At 65.8% G+C, this 21,760-nt stretch carries 21 protein-coding genes; 16 read left to right on the top strand and 5 right to left on the bottom strand.

From position 1 onward, the window contains the following. Nucleotides 1–185: 185 nt before the first annotated feature. Both PKKP23_RS19130 and PKKP23_RS19135 read left to right on the top strand, forming a co-directional pair. Entirely contained in the window at nucleotides 186–617 is a 432-nt protein-coding gene (locus PKKP23_RS19130) for a ribonuclease (RefSeq protein WP_017777057.1), read from the top strand. A gap of 16 nt (nucleotides 618–633) precedes the next feature. Further along, nucleotides 634–1,194 (top strand): barstar family protein, encoded by a 561-nt coding sequence (locus tag PKKP23_RS19135; RefSeq protein ID WP_026121903.1) that lies wholly within the window; start codon nucleotides 634–636, stop codon nucleotides 1,192–1,194. Nucleotides 1,195–1,298: 104 nt separating this feature from the next. Here the strand turns inward: PKKP23_RS19135 and PKKP23_RS19140 are convergent, their stop codons facing one another. Together PKKP23_RS19140 and PKKP23_RS19145 are read right to left on the bottom strand one after the other, a co-directional pair. After that, the gene (locus PKKP23_RS19140) at nucleotides 1,299–2,039 is read right to left on the bottom strand and encodes a 16S rRNA (uracil(1498)-N(3))-methyltransferase (protein WP_126878044.1); all 741 of its coding nucleotides are present in this window, start codon (nucleotides 2,037–2,039) and stop codon (nucleotides 1,299–1,301) included. A gap of 35 nt (nucleotides 2,040–2,074) precedes the next feature. Beyond that, on the bottom strand, nucleotides 2,075–2,488 hold the full coding sequence (locus PKKP23_RS19145; protein WP_026121902.1) for a VOC family protein: 414 nt from the start codon (nucleotides 2,486–2,488) through the stop codon (nucleotides 2,075–2,077). 525 nt (nucleotides 2,489–3,013) lie between these two features. Here PKKP23_RS19145 and tkt point away from each other — a divergent pair. Together tkt and gap are read left to right on the top strand one after the other, a co-directional pair. Further along, nucleotides 3,014–5,044 carry a transketolase gene (gene tkt / locus PKKP23_RS19150; protein WP_026121901.1) on the top strand — a complete coding sequence of 677 codons (2,031 nt, stop codon included), beginning with the start codon at nucleotides 3,014–3,016 and terminating at the stop codon, nucleotides 5,042–5,044. 109 nt (nucleotides 5,045–5,153) lie between these two features. Then, nucleotides 5,154–6,164 (top strand): type I glyceraldehyde-3-phosphate dehydrogenase, encoded by a 1,011-nt coding sequence (gene gap / locus PKKP23_RS19155; RefSeq protein ID WP_017777052.1) that lies wholly within the window; start codon nucleotides 5,154–5,156, stop codon nucleotides 6,162–6,164. 147 nt (nucleotides 6,165–6,311) lie between these two features. On the opposite strand, the gene PKKP23_RS19160 is transcribed toward gap, so the two are convergent. Beyond that, nucleotides 6,312–7,010: a FadR/GntR family transcriptional regulator gene (locus PKKP23_RS19160; RefSeq protein ID WP_126878045.1), complete on the bottom strand. Its 699-nt coding sequence runs from the start codon at nucleotides 7,008–7,010 to the stop codon at nucleotides 6,312–6,314. A gap of 218 nt (nucleotides 7,011–7,228) precedes the next feature. Between PKKP23_RS19160 and PKKP23_RS19165 the strand changes: the two genes are divergently transcribed. The 3 genes from PKKP23_RS19165 (at nucleotide 7,229) to PKKP23_RS19175 (ending at nucleotide 10,340) form a co-directional block, all read left to right on the top strand. Continuing rightward, nucleotides 7,229–8,578 carry a C4-dicarboxylate transporter DctA gene (locus tag PKKP23_RS19165; RefSeq protein ID WP_126878046.1) on the top strand — a complete coding sequence of 450 codons (1,350 nt, stop codon included), beginning with the start codon at nucleotides 7,229–7,231 and terminating at the stop codon, nucleotides 8,576–8,578. A 215-nt stretch (nucleotides 8,579–8,793) separates the two neighbouring features. Continuing rightward, nucleotides 8,794–9,807 carry an allantoicase gene (alc, locus tag PKKP23_RS19170; RefSeq protein WP_126878047.1) on the top strand — a complete coding sequence of 338 codons (1,014 nt, stop codon included), beginning with the start codon at nucleotides 8,794–8,796 and terminating at the stop codon, nucleotides 9,805–9,807. Continuing rightward, nucleotides 9,804–10,340 carry an ureidoglycolate lyase gene (locus tag PKKP23_RS19175; protein ID WP_126878048.1) on the top strand — a complete coding sequence of 179 codons (537 nt, stop codon included), beginning with the start codon at nucleotides 9,804–9,806 and terminating at the stop codon, nucleotides 10,338–10,340. The genes alc and PKKP23_RS19175 overlap by 4 nt, the downstream gene beginning before the upstream one ends. 86 nt (nucleotides 10,341–10,426) lie before the next feature. Here PKKP23_RS19175 and fur read toward each other — a convergent pair whose 3' ends face one another. Next, a complete protein-coding gene (gene fur, locus PKKP23_RS19180; protein WP_017777047.1) occupies nucleotides 10,427–10,855 on the bottom strand; it encodes a ferric iron uptake transcriptional regulator in 429 nt (142 codons plus the stop codon). Between the two features lie 123 nt (nucleotides 10,856–10,978). Between fur and PKKP23_RS19185 the strand changes: the two genes are divergently transcribed. The 9 genes from PKKP23_RS19185 to PKKP23_RS19225 all read left to right on the top strand — a co-directional run bounded on the left by PKKP23_RS19185 (nucleotide 10,979) and on the right by PKKP23_RS19225 (nucleotide 20,869). Further along, a complete protein-coding gene (locus PKKP23_RS19185) occupies nucleotides 10,979–11,884 on the top strand; it encodes an outer membrane protein assembly factor BamE (RefSeq protein WP_126878049.1) in 906 nt (301 codons plus the stop codon). Nucleotides 11,885–11,968: 84 nt separating this feature from the next. After that, nucleotides 11,969–12,766, top strand: a complete 798-nt coding sequence (gene dapB, locus PKKP23_RS19190; RefSeq protein WP_126878050.1) for a 4-hydroxy-tetrahydrodipicolinate reductase — start codon at nucleotides 11,969–11,971, stop codon at nucleotides 12,764–12,766. A 64-nt stretch (nucleotides 12,767–12,830) separates the two neighbouring features. Then, nucleotides 12,831–13,565, top strand: coding sequence for a MotA/TolQ/ExbB proton channel family protein (locus tag PKKP23_RS19195; RefSeq protein ID WP_126878051.1), 735 nt, complete (start codon nucleotides 12,831–12,833; stop codon nucleotides 13,563–13,565). A gap of 17 nt (nucleotides 13,566–13,582) precedes the next feature. Next, nucleotides 13,583–14,083 carry an ExbD/TolR family protein gene (locus PKKP23_RS19200; protein WP_126878052.1) on the top strand — a complete coding sequence of 167 codons (501 nt, stop codon included), beginning with the start codon at nucleotides 13,583–13,585 and terminating at the stop codon, nucleotides 14,081–14,083. Nucleotides 14,084–14,373: 290 nt separating this feature from the next. Next, nucleotides 14,374–16,968 (top strand): leucine--tRNA ligase, encoded by a 2,595-nt coding sequence (gene leuS / locus PKKP23_RS19205; protein ID WP_126878053.1) that lies wholly within the window; start codon nucleotides 14,374–14,376, stop codon nucleotides 16,966–16,968. A 131-nt stretch (nucleotides 16,969–17,099) separates the two neighbouring features. Further along, a complete protein-coding gene (locus PKKP23_RS19210; protein WP_042302491.1) occupies nucleotides 17,100–17,651 on the top strand; it encodes an LPS-assembly lipoprotein LptE in 552 nt (183 codons plus the stop codon). Between the two features lie 30 nt (nucleotides 17,652–17,681). After that, nucleotides 17,682–18,866, top strand: a complete 1,185-nt coding sequence (holA, locus tag PKKP23_RS19215; RefSeq protein ID WP_126878054.1) for a DNA polymerase III subunit delta — start codon at nucleotides 17,682–17,684, stop codon at nucleotides 18,864–18,866. 249 nt (nucleotides 18,867–19,115) lie between these two features. Continuing rightward, entirely contained in the window at nucleotides 19,116–20,387 is a 1,272-nt protein-coding gene (locus PKKP23_RS19220; RefSeq protein ID WP_126878055.1) for a glutamate-5-semialdehyde dehydrogenase, read from the top strand. Nucleotides 20,388–20,452: 65 nt separating this feature from the next. Beyond that, nucleotides 20,453–20,869: a CopD family protein gene (locus PKKP23_RS19225; RefSeq protein WP_017777038.1), complete on the top strand. Its 417-nt coding sequence runs from the start codon at nucleotides 20,453–20,455 to the stop codon at nucleotides 20,867–20,869. 29 nt (nucleotides 20,870–20,898) lie between these two features. Here the strand turns inward: PKKP23_RS19225 and PKKP23_RS19230 are convergent, their stop codons facing one another. Further along, on the bottom strand, nucleotides 20,899–21,747 hold the full coding sequence (locus PKKP23_RS19230) for a MurR/RpiR family transcriptional regulator (RefSeq protein WP_017777037.1): 849 nt from the start codon (nucleotides 21,745–21,747) through the stop codon (nucleotides 20,899–20,901). Nucleotides 21,748–21,760: the final 13 nt, after the last annotated feature.

The raw sequence follows: 21,760 nt of genomic DNA on the forward strand, positions 1-21,760 counted from the left end.
ATTGAGATAAATTTATCTGTGAACTATCGTCAACACAGACGGATCGTGTGGGCGCGCAATGTTCAGCCGAGGCGGCGAAAAGCCTTTCGGTTACCCGGCCATCATTGATTCCCGCGACTAATAGCGATACCCTTACACCTTTCATGGTCGTCGAACTCGTTTATTCGATAGCGGGAATGTGATACATGGCACGCAAGTGGCTCCGCAACGGCGTGCTAGTCGCCGCAACGAGCGCCGTCCTCGCGGCCGGCAATGTGGGCGCACTTTTCGCTGGCAACGCGCTTGCACGCGAGCTTCCCGCTCCTGTAGCGGAGGGCTCGCAAGACGCCCAGGGTGTCGTCACGCGGGCCCAGCTGCCGCCGCAGGCGGTCAATACCTTGAACCTCATAGCGGCTGGCGGACCTTACCCGTACGATAAGGACGGCGTCGTATTCGGCAACTTCGAGCGTTTGCTGCCGCCGCACCGGCGCGGCTATTACCACGAATACACCGTCCCTACGCCTCGTGCGCGCAATCGTGGCGCGCGGCGCATCGTCTGCGGCGGTCCGCTGCGGCGAATCGACAACTGTTATTACTCCGACGACCACTACGCCAGTTTTAAACGCATTGTTGAATGACATTGGGATGAGCGGCATGAGCGACAACATCTACGCGCACGACTCCGGGGTCGCGACGGATCTTTTCGCGGCCGGCGAAGGCAATCTGTTCCAGCGCGTCGTGCAGATGCACGCCACCGGTCAGGGCAGGGACATCCAGGGCGAAGCCAGCACTATGCTTTCAACGAACGAAGGGTCCACGGGCCTGTTCAGAACGGTACGACCGAACATCGTGCAATCGATCCGCGCGTTTCGCGTGCAGGAACTGGCCGACGAAGCGAACCGCCTCCAGCAGCATTTCCTCTACGCACACTGCGCGAACGCGCAGAGCAAGCAGGAAGTGCTCGAGACGATTGCCACGTCGTTCCTGTTTCCGAAGCACTTCGGCAAGAACTATGACGCGCTCTACGACTGCCTCACCGACCTCGTGCACAAGGCCGGCACGCAACCGGGCTTCGTGATCGTGCTGGAAGGCTTGCCGATCGCGCAGAAGTTCGACAAGGAAGGGCGCGAAACGCTGCTCGACGTGTTTCGCGAAGCAGCCGAGTTCTGGGCTGAACGCAAGGTGGCGTTCCGCGTGTTTTACTCGTTCGCCTGACCTGAGCGGCACGACAGGCGCCACAGCGCCAGCCGACATTGCAAGGCCCGCCTCACGGCGGGCTTTGTGCTTTTCGGGCCGGGATTGTTAAACGAGCGGACGGCTCACCAGCCGCCCCAACGCGCCGCCAGCGCGGCGAGTACGGCGATGCCGGCCGTTTCGGTGCGCAGCACGCGTGGGCCGAGTCCGATCGCGGTAAAGCCGCGCTCTCGCGCAGCCGCTTCTTCGTCGGCGGAAAGGCCGCCTTCGGGGCCGATCAGTAGCGTGACGTTGCTTCGCGGCGCCTCGTGCGGGAGTGCCGCGAACGGCTGGTTCGCGCGCGGCGAGAGCAACAGGCGCATTTCTCCTTCAGCCGGCGATGTCGGCAGCGATTCCAGCCAGGCATCGAGCTCCTGAGCAGCCGCCACGTCGGGCAGCCGATTACGCCCGCATTGTTCGCAGGACGCCTGAACAATTCGTTGCCAGTGCAGTTGCCGCCGTGCCGCCCGATCGCCGCTAAGCCGCACGACGCTGCGCGCCGTGACGAGCGGCACGAACGCCGCGGCGCCCAGTTCCACTGCTTTCTCGATCAACCAGTCCATCTTGTCGCTGCCGGCAATGCCTTGGGCCAGCGTGAGCCGGTAGGGCGGCTCTGCTTCCACGGCACGGAATTCGCCCACCCGCACCTGGGTATCGCGCCTGCCCATCTCGACGATTTCTGCGTCGAACTGGCCGCCTTCTCCGTTGAAGAGTTCGATGGTGTCGCCAGGGTGCAATCGCAGCACCTGAACGTGGCGCGTGACGTCGTCCGGCAACTGCAGCGTGGCGCCCGGATGAAGCGCGTGATCGACAAAAAAACGGGGCATGACGCGGATCTCTTCCTTCTGTTCCTTCACTTCTGTCACGACAGATGGCGCGCAAGCGCCCAGCGGTAGCCGTCCAGATCTTCGATCTGCGCGAAACGGTCGCCCCAGAACTGGTCTTGCGGCTCGCTCAGCGACTTCGCGCCGGCTGCCAGCGCGCGGGCGTACGTGCCGTCGACGTCGTCCACGTACAGGTAGAACGATTGCGGCGCGATGGCGCCTGCGCTGCGCGGCGTTTTCGCCGCCGAGCCGAACGCGCCTTCGGGCGCGAACATCACGATGAGCTGCTGCTGGTAGGTCATCTCCACGTGCATGATGGCGCCATCGTCCTGTACGCAGTCGCGCACGCGAAACCCGAACGCCGTTTCGAAAAAAGCGATGGTGGCGTGTGCGTCGCGCACGGTCAGGTACGGCGTCAACCACGGCACTCCGGCTGGGCGTGGGGCATCCATCGAACGTTCCTCCTCGGGGCGGGCGGGGCGGATTGCAGAAAACCCGACGACACGCGGCCGGAGGGCGCGTCGTCGGTGCGAGGTCAGGTGCAAGCGATGCGGCTTCGTCCGGCGGGACGGTCCGCACGGACTGGCTCAGGGGCCCTAGTTTATCGCGTGCCGCACGGGGGCCAAAGGGACGCCAAGGGAACACCAAAAGCGCGCGGGCGCACCGCTTGCTGATGCTCTTGCGCGACGAAGGCGTGTCTGCATCGCGAGCCCTATCGCAGGTCGCATGCCTTGGCGAAACCCGCGCCGGCGTGCCGTCCGGGGCCGTTTTGGGCGCCGCCGCCGTCGCCGGATCGGCCGGGAGCCTCCGGTTCGATCTGCTAGAATGACGTGCTTTGCAGCCCTGTCCGTTTGCTCTGCCCGTTTCGCGTCTTCCGGCGCCGCACCGTGCGTCGGAGTTGACGGGCCACCGAGCCTCCGGACTGCCCGCACCGCTGCGCACGCCGCCTTTTTGCACTCTCGTTCTCCGGACTCGACATGACGACCCCGTCTCCCGTTCCCACTTCCCTCATGGCCAACGCGATTCGCGCGCTCGCCATGGACGCCGTTCAAAAGGCGAACTCCGGCCACCCGGGCATGCCGATGGGCATGGCCGAAATCGCCGTTGCGCTGTGGTCGCGCCATCTGCGGCACAACCCGGTCAATCCGCACTGGGCCGACCGCGACCGCTTCGTGCTCTCGAACGGCCACGGTTCGATGCTGCTGTACTCGCTGCTCCATCTGACGGGCTACGGCCTGCCGATGGCGGAACTCGAGAACTTCCGCCAGCTGCATTCGAAGACGCCGGGCCACCCCGAATACGGCATCACCGTGGGTGTGGAAACGACCACGGGCCCGCTCGGCCAGGGTCTCGCAAATGCAGTGGGCATGGCGCTCGCCGAGTCGCTGCTCGCCGCTGAGTTCAACAAGCCGGACGCGAAGATCGTCGATCACCACACGTACGTGTTCCTCGGCGACGGCTGCCTGATGGAAGGCATCTCGCACGAAGCCTGTTCGCTGGCGGGCACGCTCAAGCTGAACAAGCTGATTGCGCTCTACGACGACAACGGCATCTCGATCGACGGCGACGTGGTGAACTGGTTCCACGACGACACGCCGAAGCGCTTCGAGGCCTACGGCTGGCACGTGATTCCGCATGTGGACGGTCACGACGTGGATGCGGTGGACGCTGCGATCGCGCAGGCGAAGAAGTCGGACCGACCCACGCTCATCTGCTGCAAGACGGTGATCGGCAAGGGCGCGGCCACCAAGGCCGGCGGCCACGACGTGCACGGCGCGGCGCTGGGCGCAGACGAAATCGCGAAGACGCGCGAAGCGCTTGGCTGGAAGTGGGAGCCGTTCGTGATTCCGCAGGACATCTACGCGGCGTGGGATGCGAAGGAATCGGGCGCGCGTTTCGAATCGGCATGGAACGAAGCATTCGCGCAATACAAGGCGAAGTACCCGCAGGAAGCCGCGGAGTTCGAGCGCCGCAGCGCCGGCAAGCTGCCCGCCGACTGGGCGCAGAAGGCGCAGGCCATCATCGCGGGCGCCAACGAGCGCGCCGAAACGGTGGCAACGCGTAAAGCCTCGCAGCAAACCATCGAAGGCCTGGCTGCGGCGTTGCCGGAACTGCTGGGCGGCTCGGCCGACCTGACCGGTTCCAACCTCACGAACTGGAAGGCGTCGAAGCCCGTGCGCGCGCCGCGCGCCGGCGAAACGGCCATCCAGTGGGGCAACCACATCAACTACGGCGTGCGCGAATTCGGCATGAGCGCGGCCATCAACGGCATGACTCTGCACGGCGGCTACAGGCCGTTCGGCGGCACGTTCCTTACGTTCTCGGACTACAGCCGCAACGCGCTGCGCATGGCCGCGCTCATGAAGGTGCCGTCCATCTTCGTGTTCACGCACGACTCCATCGGCCTGGGCGAAGACGGCCCGACGCACCAATCCATCGAGCATCTCTCTAGCCTGCGTCTGATTCCGAACCTCACGCTCTGGCGTCCCGCGGACACGGTCGAAACGGCGGTGGCCTGGACTCAGTCGATCGAGCATCACGGTCCGTCGTGTCTCGTCTTCAGCCGGCAGAACCTGCCGTTCTCGCCGCGCACCGACGCGCAGATCGCGAACATCGCGAAGGGCGGCTACGTGCTGCGCGACTGGGACGAAGAAGTGGTCGCGCGCAAGGTGATCCTGATCGCGACCGGCTCGGAAGTGGAACTCGCGCTGAAGGCCGTCGAACCGCTCGCGCGCGAAGGCATTGCCGCGCGCGTGGTGTCGATGCCGTCTACCAACGCATTCGACCGGCAGGACGCCGAGTATCGCGAGCGCGTGCTGCCCAAGGGCGTGCGCCGCGTCGCCATCGAAGCGGGCGTGACCGATTTCTGGCGCAAGTACGTGGGCCTCGAAGGCAGCGTGGTCGGCATCGACACGTTCGGCGAATCGGCGCCCGCAGGCGTGCTGTTCAAGTACTTTGGCTTCACCGTCGAGCACGTCGTGGACGCGGCGAAGGCTGCGCTGGACTGATGCGCGCCGGTGTCCCGGCGGGCTGGCGCGACGTCGTGCCGCTCGGCGGGATCCGTCGATCAGCGGATACTAGAAGGTATTTTTTTTGCCATCCATCAGGAGATAAACCATGACGATTCGCGTTGCAATCAACGGCTATGGCCGGATCGGCCGCAACACGCTGCGTGCCTTCTATGAAAGCGGCAAGAAGCACGACATCCAGTTTGTCGCGATCAACGACCTCGGCGATGCCAAGACGAACGCGCACCTCACCCAGTACGACACGGCGCACGGCCGCTTCCCGGGTGAAGTCGGCGTGGATGGCGATTACCTCGTCGTGAACGGCGACCGCATCCGCGTGCTGGCCAACCGCAACCCGGCCGAGCTGCCGTGGGGCGAGCTGGGCGTCGACGTCGTGATGGAATGCACGGGCTTCTTCACCACGAAGGAAAAGGCGAGCGCGCACATCAAGGGCGGCGCGAAGAAGGTGATCATCTCCGCGCCGGGCGGCAAGGACGTGGACGCCACCATCGTCTACGGCGTGAACCACAACGCGCTGAAGGCCGAGCACACGGTGATCTCGAACGCATCGTGCACGACGAACTGCCTCGCGCCGCTCGTCAAGCCGCTGAACGACAAGATCGGCGTGGAAAACGGCCTGATGACCACGATTCACGCGTACACGAACGACCAGGTGCTGACCGACGTCTATCACGAAGACCTGCGTCGCGCGCGCTCGGCCACGCACAGCCAGATCCCGACGAAGACGGGCGCGGCTGCCGCTGTGGGCCTCGTGCTGCCGGAACTGAACGGCAAGCTGGACGGCTACGCGATTCGCGTCCCGACCATCAACGTGTCGATCGTCGACCTGTCGTTCATCGCGAAGCGCGACACCACGGTGGAAGAAGTCAACGCCATCATGAAGGAAGCCTCGGAAGGCGCGCTGAAGGGCATTCTGGGCTACAACGTGGCGCCGCTCGTCTCGGTCGACTTCAACCACAATCCGGCTTCGTCTACGTTCGACGCCACGCTCACGAAGGTGTCGGGCCGTCTCGTGAAGGTGTCGAGCTGGTACGACAACGAGTGGGGCTTCTCGAACCGCATGCTGGACACGGCGGTGGCGCTGGCTACCGCGAAGTAATTGCCGTCGTGCAGGCGGGCGCGCTTAGGCGCGTTCGCTTGCGGGCAGTGGTCCGGTGCAGGATGCGGACCACAAAACAAAGACGCCACGGAGAGCATTGCTTCCGTGGCGTCTTTGTTTTGGCGTGGCGCCTTCGTTCGTGCCGCTTCAGGCCGTGCGTTGCGGAGTCGGAAAGTACACCCCCGCGCGCTGCGCCGCATTCGCGATGTGGACCTCGATGGCGCGCCCCGTCGCTTCGCTGTTGCGCGCCTTGAGTGCGTCCACGATTTCGCGATGCTCGTGATACGTCGAGAGCAGCAACTCGCGGCGGTAGAACGGCATCCGCTGGCTTTCCTTCATGATGTCGGCGCTGCTGCGCAGAATTGCTTCGATGGCGGCATTGCCGGCGAGGCTCACGATGCGCATGTGGAAATCGAAGTCCAGTTGTGCCGCTTCGTCCAGCTCGCCTGCGGCCAGCGCGCCATGCAGTGCGGCGACGTTTTCGTCGAACCACTCGACGTCGCTGTCCGTGATCGCGAGCGCCGCCATTCGCGCGACAAAGCCTTCCAGCGCGTAACGCATCTGATAGGTGTCCGGCAGCGACGACTGATCGGCGAAGCGCCAGGCCTGCGGGGTGCTTGCCTGTGCGCTCTCGACGTAGACGCCCTTGCCGGCCCGAATCTTCAGCATGCCGAGCGCTTCGAGCCGCGAGAGCGCTTCGCGCAGCGACGCCCGGCTGATGGCGAGTTCCTCGGACAGTTGACGCTGCGCGGGCAGCAGGCTGCCCACCGGATAGGCGCCGCCTTCGATCCTTTCGCGGATGGTGGCGATGGCGGTGTCGGTAACGGTGTGCGGGACGTTCTTCATGATGCTCCGGCAGCGTGGTCTGACCGGCATTCTAAACCGATGTCGCCGATGCCGCGCCTGCCCACGAAGCCGTTAGCCAACCGATAGGGCGTCACATGAGTCCGGGGGTAAACCCCGTTTTTTGATTCCTTGACGCAACTATATCGGCTTCCTACTATCCGCCATAACAGTACTGGTCAGACCAGTATGAACTGTTGAATCCGGAACAGGAGGCCGCCGTGTCGAGGTTTTTCAATTCGCTGTTTGGGCGGGTAGTGATCGCCCTCGTCGTGGGCATCGCCCTCGGCGCGCTGTATCCGCAGTTCGCCCAGTCGCTTCAGCCGCTGGGCGACGGCTTTCTCAAGCTCATCAAGATGGTGATCGGGCCTATCGTGTTCTGCGTCGTGGTGAGCGGCATGGCGCATGCGGGCGATCTGCGCAAGGTCGGCCGCGTCGGCATCAAGTCGGTCGTCTACTTCGAAATCATGACCACGATTGCGCTCATGATCGGCGCGGTGCTGGCCTGGGTGACGCGGCCGGGCGCCGGCATGAACGTCGACGTGAAGACGCTCGATGCGACGGCGCTGACCACCTACGCGACGAACGCGAAGAGCCTGAAGGACACGGCCGGCTTTCTGCTGAAGATCATCCCCGACACGCCGTTCGACGCCTTCGCCAAGGGCGACGTGCTGCAGATTCTCGTGTTCTCCGTGCTGTTCGGGGCGGCGCTCTCGCTGCTCGGCGAAAAGGGGCGGCGCGTGGGCACCCTGATCGACGACATCGCCCAGGTGCTGTTCCGCGTAATGAGCTTCATCATCAAGCTCGCGCCGCTCGGTGTGCTGGGCGCCATTGCGTTCACCACCGGCAAGTACGGGGTCGGGTCGCTCAAGCAACTGGGCCTGCTCGTGATGGTGTTCTACGCGAGCTGTTTCGCGTTCGTGGTGGTCGTGCTCGGCGTGGTGATGCGGCTCGCGGGTTTCAGCGTGTTCAAGCTGATCCGCTATCTGCGCGAGGAACTTTCGATCGTGCTCGGCACCGCGTCCTCCGACGCCGTGCTGCCCCAGGTCATGCGCAAACTGGAATGGATGGGCGTGAAGGACTCGACGGTCGGCCTCGTCATTCCCACGGGCTATTCGTTCAACCTGGACGGCTTTTCGATCTATCTGACGCTTGCCGTGCTGTTCATCGCGCAGGCCACCAATACGCCGCTGTCGCTGCACGACCTGATCGTGGTGCTGCTGGTGTCGCTCGTCACGTCGAAGGGCGCGCATGGTATTCCGGGCTCCGCCATCGTGATTCTGGCCGCGACCCTTTCCGCCATTCCGGCCATTCCGGTGCTCGGGCTCGTGCTGATCCTGCCGGTCGACTGGTTTGTCGGCATTGCTCGCGCGGTCACGAACCTGATCGGCAACTGCGTGGCCACGGTAGTGGTGGCCGTGTGGGAGAACGACATCGACAGGGCCCGCGCGCGCCGCGTGCTCGATTTCGACCCGACGCTGCGCTTCGGCGCGGCCGACGCGCAAGCCCTGCCGGCCGGCGTACCCGCAACCGCACAAGCGGCTGCCGGCGACGAGCTTCGTGCGGTCTGATCGCGTTCTGAACATCGCGACGGATGGCTGCGAACCGGGTGTTGCCAATGCAATGGAGCAATCGAGCGCCGTCCGTCGTGAGCGCGTCATGACTTCATCCTGATTCCACCTCGGACGGCTCGCACCTGATACGAGCCGGCCGCGAGCGCCCCTCAGGCACAGCTGGCCCGCAAGCGCGGCTTTGCGTTCCTCCTCTTCCTCTTCGACCCGAAAACATGGCTACTCCGATCCTCGATCCGAACGCGCCCGCCTTCACGCGCCGCTACATGAATCTGGCCGACCCGCGTCTGGGCGCAAAGGCGCTCGTCGCCAGCGACGAGTTTTTCGCGCCGAAGGAGCGCATGCTCGATCCGCTGCCCGCGGTGTTCATTCCGGGCAAGTACGACGACCACGGCAAGTGGATGGACGGCTGGGAGACGCGCCGCAAGCGCACCGCGGGCCACGACTGGTGCATCGTGAAGCTGGCGCGGCCGGGCGTCGTGCATGGCGTCGATCTGGATACGAGCCACTTCACGGGCAATTTCCCGCCGGCCGCTTCGCTTGAAGCGTGTTATGCCGAAGGCGACCTGCCGCCCGACGACATCGAATGGCATCCGCTCGTGCCTGCCACAACGTTGCAAGGTAATCAGCACCACTACGTGACGGTGCTGCCCACCGCGCCGTGCACGCACATTCGCGTGAACCTTTATCCCGATGGCGGCCTCGCGCGGTTGCGTGTCTACGGGCAGCCGCAGCGCGACTGGACGCACGTGGAAGCGGGTGCGTTGGTCGATCTGGCGGCCGTCGAAAACGGCGCCTGGCTGGTGACGGCCAACAACCAGCATTTCGGCGCCGCCTCGCAGATGCTGATGCCGGGCCGCGGCGTGAACATGGGCGACGGCTGGGAGACGCGTCGCCGTCGCGAGCCCGGCAACGACTGGGCGATCGTCGCGCTGGCGCGTCCGGGCGTGATCCGCAAGATCGAAGTGGACACGGCGCACTTCAAGGGCAATTTCCCCGACCGCTGCTCGCTGCAAGCTGCACGCGTGGTGGGCGGGACGGACGAATCGCTCGTCACGCAGGCCATGTTCTGGCCCGTGCTGCTGCCCGAAATGTCGCTGCAAATGGACCACGTGCATACCTTCGAGGCCGCGCAGCTGGCGTCGCTCGGCGTGGTCACGCACGTGCGCTTCAACATCTATCCGGACGGCGGCGTATCGAGACTGCGCCTGTGGGGCGAACTCGCATGAGTACGTCTGCGATCGCGAAGAACGTGCTGTGCGTCGAACCGCTGGCGCGCGAAACGTTCGCACCGTTCGGCGACGTGATCGAACTTGCCGGCGCGCGGCATTTTCCGATCAACGGCGGCACCACCGAGCGTTATCACGACCTCGCGACGCTCGACGTGTGCGCCGACGGCGGCCGTCCGCTCGTCAACGTGTTTCGCGCGCAGCCGCGCGCGCTACCGTTCGAGATTGCGCTGATGGAGCGGCATCCGCGCAGTAGTCAGGCGTTTCTGCCGCTTGCGAACGTGCGGTACGCCGTGATCGTAGCGCCCGCGGGTGAGTTCGACGCCTCGCGTATGCGTGCCTTCGCGAGCAACGGCTGGCAGGGCGTCAACTACGCGAGGGGCGTCTGGCACCATCCGCTGATCGCGCTCGATCACGTGAGCGATTTCGTGGTGATCGATCGCGGCGGGGAAGGACCGAATTGCGACGAGATCGCGCTCGAGCATTCCTGGCAGCTCGTTTTGTCGGAGCGGCCAGGCGAGGTAGAGAGGTAGCGGGAAGTTGGCGAGGGTGGGGAAAGGCGCGTTGCCGACGCTGCGTTGGAGCCTGCCTCAGGCCGCGGCGTCAGCGGCCCGCTGCATCAATGCTTGCGATGCGGGCAGTTTTCTTTCGTGCACGCGCCGTACAGCGCGAGGGCATGCTCCTGTAGCTTGAAACCGCGCTCGGCCGCAATGGCCTGCTGGCGCTTTTCGATTTCGGCGTCGAAAAATTCTTCCACGCGCCCGCAATCGAGACACACCAGATGGTCGTGGTGCGACCCTTCGTTCAGCTCAAAAATCGCCTTGCCCGATTCGAAGTTGCTGCGTGTGAGCAGACCCGCCTGCTCGAATTGCGTCAGCACCCGATAGACCGTGGCGAGCCCGATGTCCAGTTCCTCGTGCAGCAGGTTGCGATAGACGTCTTCGGCCGTGAGGTGACGCACCGGACTTTGCTGAAATATCTCCAGGATCTTGAGGCGCGGCAGGGTCGCCTTGAGCCCGATGTTCTTGAGATCGGTTGGATTGGTCATGACGATGAGTCCCTGGAGTACAATGCAGGGTTCTAATGGTAATGGGTTTTTGCCGTTCCGGTCATCTATCGACAGAATACGCGCGGCTTCACGCCTGAAAGGGCAGCCCGCACGGTGAGGGACATGATTCCAGAATTTCAATTGATCAACCGGGGCAGCCGTTCGGCGCGCACCATGACGGGCGTCCTTATCGCGGCAGCATGCGTGGTTCTGGCCGGATGTTCGACCTACGACAGCCTGACTCAGCGTATCGCCCAGCGCATTACGCCGTATCGCATCACCGTCGTGCAGGGCAACTTCGTCTCGAAAGAGGCGGCCGCGCAGATGCGGGTAGGCATGTCCCGCGCCGAAGTGAAGCAGCTGCTCGGCACGCCGCTCCTCACGGACATGTTCCACGACGACCGGTGGGACTACATCTTCTACTTCAAGCGCGGCTCGACCTCCGTCGTGCAGCAGCGTGACTTCATCGTGAACTTCGCGGGCGACCGCGTGGCGAGCTGGTCGGGCGGCGACGATCTGCCGTCCAACCTTGAACTGCTTGCCGAGATCGATGGCGACAAGAGCGGCAAGAAGGCGAAGCCCGTAGCCGCTGCACCGGCGAGTGGGGCAAGCGCTGCGTCGGCCGCTGCGGCCGCGCCGGCAAGTGCGCCGTATGCGCCCACGGTGCCGGACACGGCGGGTCAGCCCGGCGTTGCGGCGGATGCCGCCGCGCTGCCGCAGACCGATCCGAACGCGCAGGCCGCCCAGGCCGCCAACCGCGCGACCAACGCGGTGCAGACGCCGTCAGCCGGCGGATCGTCGGCACGGGCCAACGCGCCGCGCAGCGGTGTGGGGGTGCCGTCCAGCGTCGATACCACGCCGCAGCAGCAGATCCAGTTGCGTCGCAAGCCGGCGCCGGCCCCTACGGCGCCGGAGTCGAACCCGGTTGGACCCACGGGCACGCAGGACAATAGCAGCACGGCGCCGACGCACAACGCGCCGCTCACGTCTTCGCCGACGTCTTCGAATGGGCAGGGAGCGGGCGGCTGACCTGACGGTCCGCCATACGAGCGGGCCGCGCGCAGCGCGGTCCCGCCGTGATTTCCGCCTACCCTCCGACTTGCTGGAAAGCTCATGAAAATCTCCATCGCCGGTGCATCGGGCCGAATGGGCCGCATGCTGATCGAAACCGTCCTCAACGATCCCGATGCGACGCTTGCCGGCGCGCTTGACCGCGCGGATTCTCCCCAGCTCGGCCAGGACGCGGCGGCGTTTCTCGGCAAGACGAGCGGCGTGCCGCTCACGAGCGATATCGACGAGGTTTTCGCAAAAGCCGACTACCTGATCGACTTCACGCGGCCCGAAGGCACGATGATGTACATCGATGCCGCGCTGCGTCACAACGTGAAGCTCGTGATCGGCACCACGGGCTTCGAGCCCGAGCAGAAGTCCCGCGTGCAGGCTGCGGCGGAAAAGGTCGGCATCGTGTTTGCCGGCAACATGAGCGTGGGCGTGAACGTCACGCTCAAACTGCTCGAATTCGCGGCGCGCTACTTCGCGACCGGTTACGACATCGAGATCATCGAAGCGCATCACCGTCACAAGGTGGATGCGCCGTCCGGCACGGCGCTCATGATGGGCGAGGCGATTGCCGGCGCGCTGGGCCGCAATCTGGACGACTGCGCCGTATATGGCCGTCACGGCGTGACAGGCGAGCGCGATCCGTCCACCATCGGCTTTTCGGCCATTCGCGGCGGCGACATCGTGGGCGACCATACGGTGCTCTTCGCGGGCATCGGCGAGCGTATCGAGATTACGCACAAGTCCGCGAGCCGCCAGTCTTATGCGCAGGGTGCGATGCGCGCCGTGCGCTTCCTCGAAGGCCGCGCCACCGGCCTTTACGACATGCAGGACGTGCTCGGCCTGCGCTGAGCGCGCCGTCCCCTATCCCGCGCCGCGCGCAGCGCGGCAACGGCCACCGGCGTAGCGAGGTCCCATGGCAGCAAGCACCGGTATCCTTCACTACCTCCAGACGAGTGACGCGATCACGCACGCGGTGGCCTGGGTGCTGCTCGCGATGTCGATGGCGAGCTGGTGCTTCCTGCTCGTCAAAACCTGGATGCTCGTGCGCGCGAAGACCCAGGGGCCGCGCGCCCTCGCGCAGTTCTGGCAGGCGAAGACGCTTGCCGAAGGCGTAGACGCGGTGCGCCGCGCCGACCGCGAACGTATCTTCCTGCCGCTCGCGCAGGCGGCGCAGCAGGCTGCCGAAGCGGACCTCCCCGGCGCGCTGCTCGCCCGGGTGGACAGAAGCGAACGCGTGCTTCGCGCGTTGCGTCAGGCGCTCAATACCTCTCAGCGTCGGCTCGAATTCGGCCAGGTGCTGCTCGCTTCGGTGGGCAGTACGGCGCCGTTCGTTGGCCTGCTCGGCACCGTCTGGGGCATCTATCACGCGCTGGGCAGCATCGCGTCGAGCGGCCAGGCCGTGATTGAAAACGTGGCGGGTCCCGTGGGCGAAGCGCTCATCATGACGGCGTTCGGCCTTGTGGTCGCGATTCCGGCGGTGCTCGCGTACAACATACTGGGCCGCCTCGCGCGCCAGCTTTCCGAAGACCTGGACGGCTTCGCACACGACCTCCACGCGTACGTCTGCGGACCCGATGCCCATGACGCCCCGGCGCCGCCGCGCGAACCGCAACGCGACGCGAGCGGGCGTCGGGTGTCCGCGGGCTGAGACACGAGGAGCGCGGCATGGCATTCGGCGGACTCGACAAGCACCAGAATTCCGCGCCGATGGCGGACATCAACATGACGCCGCTCATCGACGTGATGCTGGTGCTGCTCGTCATCTTCATCATTACAGCGCCGCTGCTCACGCATGCCATCCGGCTCGACCTGCCGAAGGTTGCGGCCGCACCGGCGCGCCCCACGCCGGAAACCATCACGCTCTCCATCGACGCCGCGGGCAAGATCTACTGGAACGCCAAACCCGTCAGCGCTGACCAGATGCGCGCGCAGTTCGCCGAAGCCGGCCGGCGCGCCGAGCAGCCCGAGATCCAGCTGCGGGCCGCGCGTGCCACGCGCTACGAAGTGATTGCGCAGGTGATGGGCGCGGCCCAAGAGGCGGGGCTCGAGCGCATCGGCTTCGTGACCGAGCCACCGCAAGGCCAGGGCGGCGGCTCGCCGGACGTTGCGACACCTGCGCCGGCTGCACCCGCGCCGGCTCCTGCGGCTCCGGCGACCAAACCGTAGCCGGTCTAGACGGGTAACCAGTTGGCCGAACAGCCGGTTCTCGAACCCACGCCGCTTCTCAGACTGCTTCTCAGGCCGCGTCTCAGGCCGCTTCGTAGACCACTGCGCAAACCGCTTCCAGCCGCAAAACCCCGCGCTCGCGCGGAAGGCGGCCCGTTGCGGACGGTATAATCGTCGTTTCCCGCGAAAAGTCTGCGGGTCTCGCCGAACGGCGGCGAGCGCGACATCAACAAGGCAAACGCACCCGGCCCGGTGCGCTGCACCGAACCTGGCGAAATCCCATCCACACCATGCACGAAAAATACGTTCCTTCCGACGTCGAGTCCACCGCACAGGGCGAATGGCGCGCGAGCGACGCATACCGGTCCACCGAACGCACCGACCGGCCCAAGTTCTATTGCGTCTCGATGCTGCCGTACCCTTCGGGCAAGCTGCACATGGGCCATGTGCGCAACTACACGATCAACGACGTGATGTACCGCTATCTGCGGATGAACGGCTACAACGTGCTGATGCCGATGGGCTGGGACGCGTTCGGCATGCCCGCCGAAAACGCCGCGATGGCCAACGGTGTGCCGCCCGCGAAGTGGACGTACGACAACATCGCGTACATGAAGGGGCAGATGCAGTCGATGGGCCTCGCGATCGACTGGTCGCGCGAAGTGGCCACCTGCAAGCCCGACTACTACAAGTGGAACCAGTGGCTGTTCCTCAAGATGCTCGAAAAGGGCGTCGTCTACAAAAAGACCGGCACCGTGAACTGGGACCCGGTCGACCAGACCGTGCTCGCCAACGAACAGGTGATCGACGGGCGCGGCTGGCGCTCGGGCGCGCTCGTCGAGAAGCGCGAAATCCCGATGTACTACATGCGCATCACGCAGTACGCCGACGAACTGCTCAACGACCTGGAAGGCCTCGGCTGGCCCGAGCGCGTGAAGGTCATGCAGCAGAACTGGATCGGCAAGAGCTACGGCGTGAACTTCGGCTTTCCGTATGAACTCGACGGCGAGCAGAAGCTGCTGCGTGTGTTCACCACGCGCGCCGACACCATCATGGGCGTCACATTCTGCGCGATCGCCGCGGAGCATCCGCTCGCGACGCATCTTGCCGAGGGCCGTCTGGACCTGCAGGCATTCATCGAAGAATGCAAGCACGGCGGCGTCGCGGAAGCCGACATGGCCACGATGGAAAAGAAGGGGCTGGCCACGGGCTTCTTCGTCACGCATCCGCTCACGGGCCAGCAGGTCGAGGTCTGGATCGGCAACTACGTGCTGATGAGCTACGGCGAAGGCGCCGTGATGGGCGTGCCCGCGCACGACGAACGCGACTTCGCGTTCGCGAAGAAGTACGGCCTGCCCATCAAGCAGGTGGTGGACGTGCCGGGCAAGACGTACTCCACCGACGCCTGGCAGGAGTGGTACGGCGACAAGGAAGCGGGCGTGTGTGTTGCGAGCGGCAAGTACGACGGCCTCAAGCACGAAGACGCCGTGAAGGCGATTGCCGCCGACCTGAAGGCGCTCGGCGTGGGCGACCGTCAGGTGACCTGGCGCCTGCGCGACTGGGGCATCTCGCGCCAGCGCTACTGGGGCACGCCGATCCCCATCATCCATTGCCCGAGCTGCGGCGACGTGCCGGTGCCCGAGCAGGACCTGCCCGTCGTGCTGCCCGAAGACCTCGTACCGGACGGCACGGGTAACCCGCTCGCGAAGTCCGAGGCGTTTCTGAATTGCACGTGTCCGAAGTGCGGCGCAGCCGCGAAGCGCGAAACCGACACGATGGACACCTTCGTGGATTCGTCCTGGTACTTCTCGCGCTATCCGGCCTCGGACGCGACCACGATGGTCGACGAACGCACCGACTACTGGATGCCGATGGATCAGTACATCGGCGGCATCGAGCACGCCATCCTGCACCTGCTGTACTCGCGCTTCTGGGCGAAGGTGATGCGCGACATGGGTCTCGTGAAGTTCGGCGAGCCCGCGAAGAACCTGCTCACGCAGGGCATGGTGCTCAACGAAACGTATTACCGCGAGAACGACGCAGGCAAAAAGACTTGGTACAACCCCGCCGAAGTGGCGGTCACGCACGACGACAAGGGCCGCCCCGTGGGCGCCACGTTGAATGCGGACGGCAAGGCGGTGGTGCTGGGCGGCGTGGAAAAGATGTCGAAGTCGAAGAACAATGGCGTCGACCCGCAGCTCCTGATCGACCAGTACGGCGCCGATACCGCGCGTCTCTTCACGATGTTCGCCGCGCCGCCGGAGCAGCAGCTCGAATGGTCGGGCGCAGGCGTGGAAGGCGCAAGCCGCTTCCTGCGCCGCGTGTGGGGCTTCGGTTACGCGAACGCGGAAGTGCTGCGTGCGCAGACCGCGCTCGATGCCGCGCAACTCGCCGAAACCGACAAGGTGCTGCGCCGCGAGATTCACGGCGTGCTCAAGCAGGCCGACTTCGACTATCAGCGTTTGCAGTACAACACGGTGGTGTCGGCGGCCATGAAAATGCTGAACGCGCTGGAAGGTGCGAAGGGCGCGCAGCCCGCCGTGCTGCGCGAAACGTTCGGCGTCCTGCTGCGCGTGCTGTACCCGGTCGTGCCGCACGTCACGTACCGGCTGTGGCAGGAACTCGGCTATGCCGCCGAGTTCGGCACGCTGCTGGATGCGTCGTGGCCGAAGGTCGATGAAAAGGCGCTCGAGCAGGCCGAGATCGAACTCGTGCTGCAGGTGAACGGCAAGGTGCGCGGCGCGCTGACCGTGGCGAAGGATGCGGCGCGCGAAGCGATCGAGCAGGCGGCGTTGGCCCACGAAATGTTTGCGAAGTTCGGCGAGGGTAAGCCCGCGAAGAAAGTCGTGATCGTGCCCGGCCGCCTCGTCAACATCGTGGTGTAAGCATGCGGCGTCTTGCGCCCTGGTTCGTTCTGAAGGGCGCAAGACGCGAGCGATCGTTTTCGGTCCAGAGGGTTTGTCCGGACAGTCGAACAGACCGCCGCTTCAAACCGTCGTGAACCTCGGGAGCCCAAGTGATTCGTAGATCGTTTCTGACGCTGGCATGTGGCGCGCTGATGTTGTCCGCCTGCGGTTTCCAGCTGCGCGGCCAGCAGAACTACGCGTTCAAGCGCCTCGCGATCGTCGGCGCGCCGGCGCCCGTGGCGGCACGCCTCACGCGCATGGTGGAAGGCGGCAGCGACACCGTCGTCGTCAATTCGCCCGCGAACGCCGATGCCGTGCTGCGCGTATCGGAGGCGCGCGGCATGAGCACGCTGACGCTGAGCACGCTCGGCGTAGTCGAGGAGTATCAGCTCAACTACTCGTTGAACTACACGCTCGTCGGCGCGGACGGCACGATGCTGATCAACCCGAGCGTCATCGCGCTGAACCGCGCCATGACCTATAGCACGCAGTACTCGCTCGCGAAGGGCCAGGAAGCGGACATCCTGTACGCCGACATGCAGAACGACGCGGTCGACCAGCTCACGCGCCGGCTCGGCGTCGTGCACACGCTGCACCCGGCGCCCGGCCAGGAAGTGCCGAGCGTCGCGCCGCGCGCGCCGCTGCCGCCGCCGCCGCTGTGACCTGACTCATCAGCGCAACGCACCCGCGCCATGCAACTGCGACTCGACGCACTCGAAGCACACCTTGGTAAAGGCCTCGCCGGCCTTTACGTCGTCTATGGCGACGAGCATCTGCTCGCGCAGGAAGCGTGCGACCGCATCCGCGCTGCGGCGCGCGCGGCCGGCTTCACCGACCGCAACGTCTTCACCGTCGAGCGTGGTTTCGACTGGAGCACGCTGCTGGGCGCGAGCCAGTCGATGTCGCTGTTCGGCGACCGCCAGCTCGTGGAGCTGCGCATTCCGTCCGGCAAGCCAGGCAAGGAAGGTGCTGAAGCGCTGAAGACGCTGGCCGCGGGCGCAAGCCCCGACGTGCTGACGCTCGTCACGCTGCCGCGGCTCGACGCGGCCACGCAGAAGTCGGCGTGGTTCACGGCGCTGGCCGACGCAGGCGTGGCGCTGAAGATCGATCCCGTGGAGCGCGCGCAGCTGCCGAACTGGGTGGGCCAGCGGCTCTCGCAGCAGGGGCAGCGCGTGGCGCCGGGCGAAGAGGGCCGGCGCGCGCTGCAATTCATCGCCGAACGCGTGGAGGGCAACCTGCTCGCCGCGCATCAGGAAATCCAGAAGCTCGGGCTGCTGTATCCGGCCGGCGTGCTCTCCTTCGAGCAGATTCACGACGCCGTGCTGAACGTGGCGCGCTACGACGTCTTCAAGCTCAACGAGGCGATGCTCGCGGGCGACGTCGGCCGGCTGGCGCGCATGCTGGACGGTCTGCGCGGCGAAGGCGAGGCGGCCGTGCTCGTACTGTGGGCCGTGGTAGAGGAATTGCGCACGCTGCTGCGCGTCAAGCGCGGCGTGGCGGCCGGCAAGCCGCTCGCCATGCTGCTGCGTGAGAACCGCGTCTGGGGGCCGCGCGAGCGGCTCGTCGGACCGGCGCTGTCGCGCATCACGGAGCCTACGCTGGAGCGTGCGCTTGCCATTGCGGCGCGGCTCGATCGCCAGGTGAAGGGGCTTGCCGCGAACGCGCGAGGCGAGCGTCGCGACCTGCTGCCGCCCGATGCGTGGGACGGGCTCTTCGAACTCGCCATGACGGTTGCGGCGCCGTCGCCCGCGCAGACGAACGCAGCGTCGGGCAGGCCGGCTGCGCCGGCAGGGCGCGCGTCCGGAGGGCGGCCGGCAGGACCGGCGGCGCCAGCCGCGCCAGCGCCATCGAGGCCAATCCGCGGCCGGCCAGTCTGAATGCCGACGCCGCGCACAAAGGCGAAACGGCGCGGCGCACGACAGACTGCACGACAGGGCGCGAGAGACAAGGCAAGACACGAGCGCCCACCGCAGCGGCCCTTTCAAGCTTCACGGCAAACCTTGGCCGCGAGCAAACGGGGTCGGCAGGACTTACAATCCTGAGACTCCGTGCAAGCAGATACGACATCACGCGCAACGCGCCGCCGGAACGGATCTCGCGAACGCGCAGCATCACGACAGATCACCATGGACATCGACCAGTACATGACCGACCTCGGTCGCCGCGCCCGCCAGGCTTCGCGCGCAATGGCGCGAGCGTCGACGGCCGCGAAGAACGCCGCGCTCGAAGCGGTGGCACGCGCTATCGAGCGCGACGCCGCGGCGCTCAAGGCGGCCAACGCGCGCGACCTCGCGAAGGCGCGCGAGAAAGGGCACGACGCCGCATTTATCGACCGGCTCACGCTGTCCGACAAGGCGCTTGCCACGATGGTGGAGGGGCTGCGTCAGGTGGCCGCGCTCGCGGACCCGATCGGTGAAATCTCGAATCTCAAGTACCGTCCGAGCGGCATTCAGGTGGGGCAGATGCGCGTGCCGCTGGGCGTGATCGGCATCGTCTACGAGTCGCGGCCGAACGTGACCATCGATGCCGCCGCGCTCTGCCTGAAGTCGGGTAACGCGACGATTCTGCGCGGCGGCTCCGAAGCGCTCGAATGCAACACCGCGCTCGCGAAACTGATTGCCGAAGGTCTGCGCGCCGCGGGCCTGCCGCAGGACGCCGTGCAGGTGGTGGAAACGGCCGACCGGGCCGCGGTGGGCAAGCTGATCACGATGACCGAATACGTGGACGTGATCGTGCCGCGCGGCGGCAAGAGCCTGATCGAACGCCTGATGGCCGAAGCCCGCGTGCCGATGATCAAGCACCTGGACGGCATCTGCCACGTCTACGTCGACGACCGGGCCGACATCGCGAAGGCGCTCACCGTCTGCGACAACGCAAAGACGCATCGCTACGGCACCTGCAACACGATGGAAACGCTGCTCGTCGCGCGCGGCATCGCAGCCGAGATTCTGCCGCCGCTCGGCAAGCTCTATCGCGACAAGCAGGTGGAACTGCGCGTCGATCCGGCGGCCCGCGCGGTGCTGGCCGCATCGGGTGTGGGCCCGCTGGTCGACGCCACCGAGGCTGACTGGAGCACCGAGTACCTCGCGCCCGTGCTCGCCATCAAGGTGGTGGACGGCCTCGATGCCGCCATCGAGCACATCAACACCTACGGCTCGGCGCACACGGACGCCATCGTCACCGAAGACCACGACCGCGCCATGCGCTTTTTGCGCGAAGTCGATTCGGCGAGCGTGATGCTCAACGCCTCGACGCGCTTTGCCGACGGCTTCGAGTTCGGCCTGGGTGCCGAGATCGGCATCTCGAACGACAAGCTGCATGCGCGCGGCCCGGTTGGGCTGGAAGGGCTCACGTCGCTGAAGTACGTGGTGTTCGGGCACGGGGAAGGGCGGCAGTAAGCGACGTTTCCTGCGTGCCGCACGCATCTTGATGACACGCCTTTAAGAAATTCAAAGGACCACCAATGCTCTGGGTGAAGACGTTTCACATCGTTCTGATTGCTTCCTGGTTTGCCGGCCTGTTCTATTTGCCGCGCATCTTCGTCAATCTGGCGATGGAGACCGAGCCCGCTGCCGTGAAGCGGCTGCTCATCATGGCGCGCAAGCTGTATCGCTTCATGACGATGATCGCCGTTCCGGCGCTGCTGTGCGGCCTGTGGTTGTGGCTCGTGGTGGGAATTGGCCGCGGCCAGGGCTGGATTCACGCGAAGATGGGCGTGGTGGTGCTGCTCGTCGCGTATCACGTCTGGTGCGGGCGGCTGCTGGCCACCTTCGAGCGCGGCGAGAACCGCCGCTCGCACAAGTGGTATCGCATGTTCAACGAGCTGCCGGTGCTCGGCATGCTCGCCGCCGTCGCGCTCGTCGTCATCAAGCCGTTCTAGTTCCCAGGCCGGAGCCGGGGCCCCAGCGCCTACGGCTCCAGTGGGTCGATGCGTCGACCCACGATCAGATCTTTCGCCTTCCTCAGCTTTTCCGCGAGCGCCGGTCCGCGCTGCAGCGCCACGCCTACGGCGAGAATGTCGCCGATCGCGAGGTGCGAGGTGCGCGAAGTCATCGGCGAAAAGATGTCCGTGTCTTCGTCGACGTTGGCGTGCAGGCCGACGGTCGCGATGCGTGCGAGCGGCGAATTGCCGTGCGTGATCGCGATCACCTTCGCGCCGCCCGCGAGCGCGGCTTTCGCGGCGTCTACGATGTCGCGCGTGCGTCCCGTGTTCGAGATGGCCACCACCACGTCGCCGTCGCTGAGCAGCGCGGCCGACATCAGGAACGTGTGCGGGTCCGAATAGGCGACGCTCGGCATGCCGAGCCGGAAGAACTTGTGCTGCATGTCCTGCGCGGCGATGCCCGAGCCGCCCGCCCCGTAGAACTCGATGCGCCGCGCGGCGGCGAGCAGCGCGATGGCGGCGGCCACCGCATCCGACGAAAGCGTGTTGCGCACCTGGATCAGCGCGCCGATGGTGCGGTCGAGCACCTTGGCCGCGACGCCCGGCACCGGCTCGTCAGGCCGCACGTCCCGATAGACGGCGGGCACGCCGGCTGCGACGCCCTGCGCGAGCCGGATCTTGAATTCCCGAAACCCCGAAAAACCGAGCGCCCGGCAAAAGCGCGCGATGGTGGGCTGGCTCACGCCGGCGCGGTCGGCGACCTCGGTCATCGAGAGATCGAGCACTTCGCGCGGCGATTCCAGCACGTAGTCGGCCAGCTTGCGCTCGGAGGGTCGCAACTGGTCGCGCATGGCTTCCACTTGGGAAAGCATCATCGAAAAACTCGCA

It is taken from the genome of Paraburkholderia kururiensis JCM 10599 = LMG 19447, assembly GCF_003986935.1.
Classification (GTDB): Bacteria; Pseudomonadota; Gammaproteobacteria; order Burkholderiales; family Burkholderiaceae; genus Paraburkholderia; species Paraburkholderia kururiensis.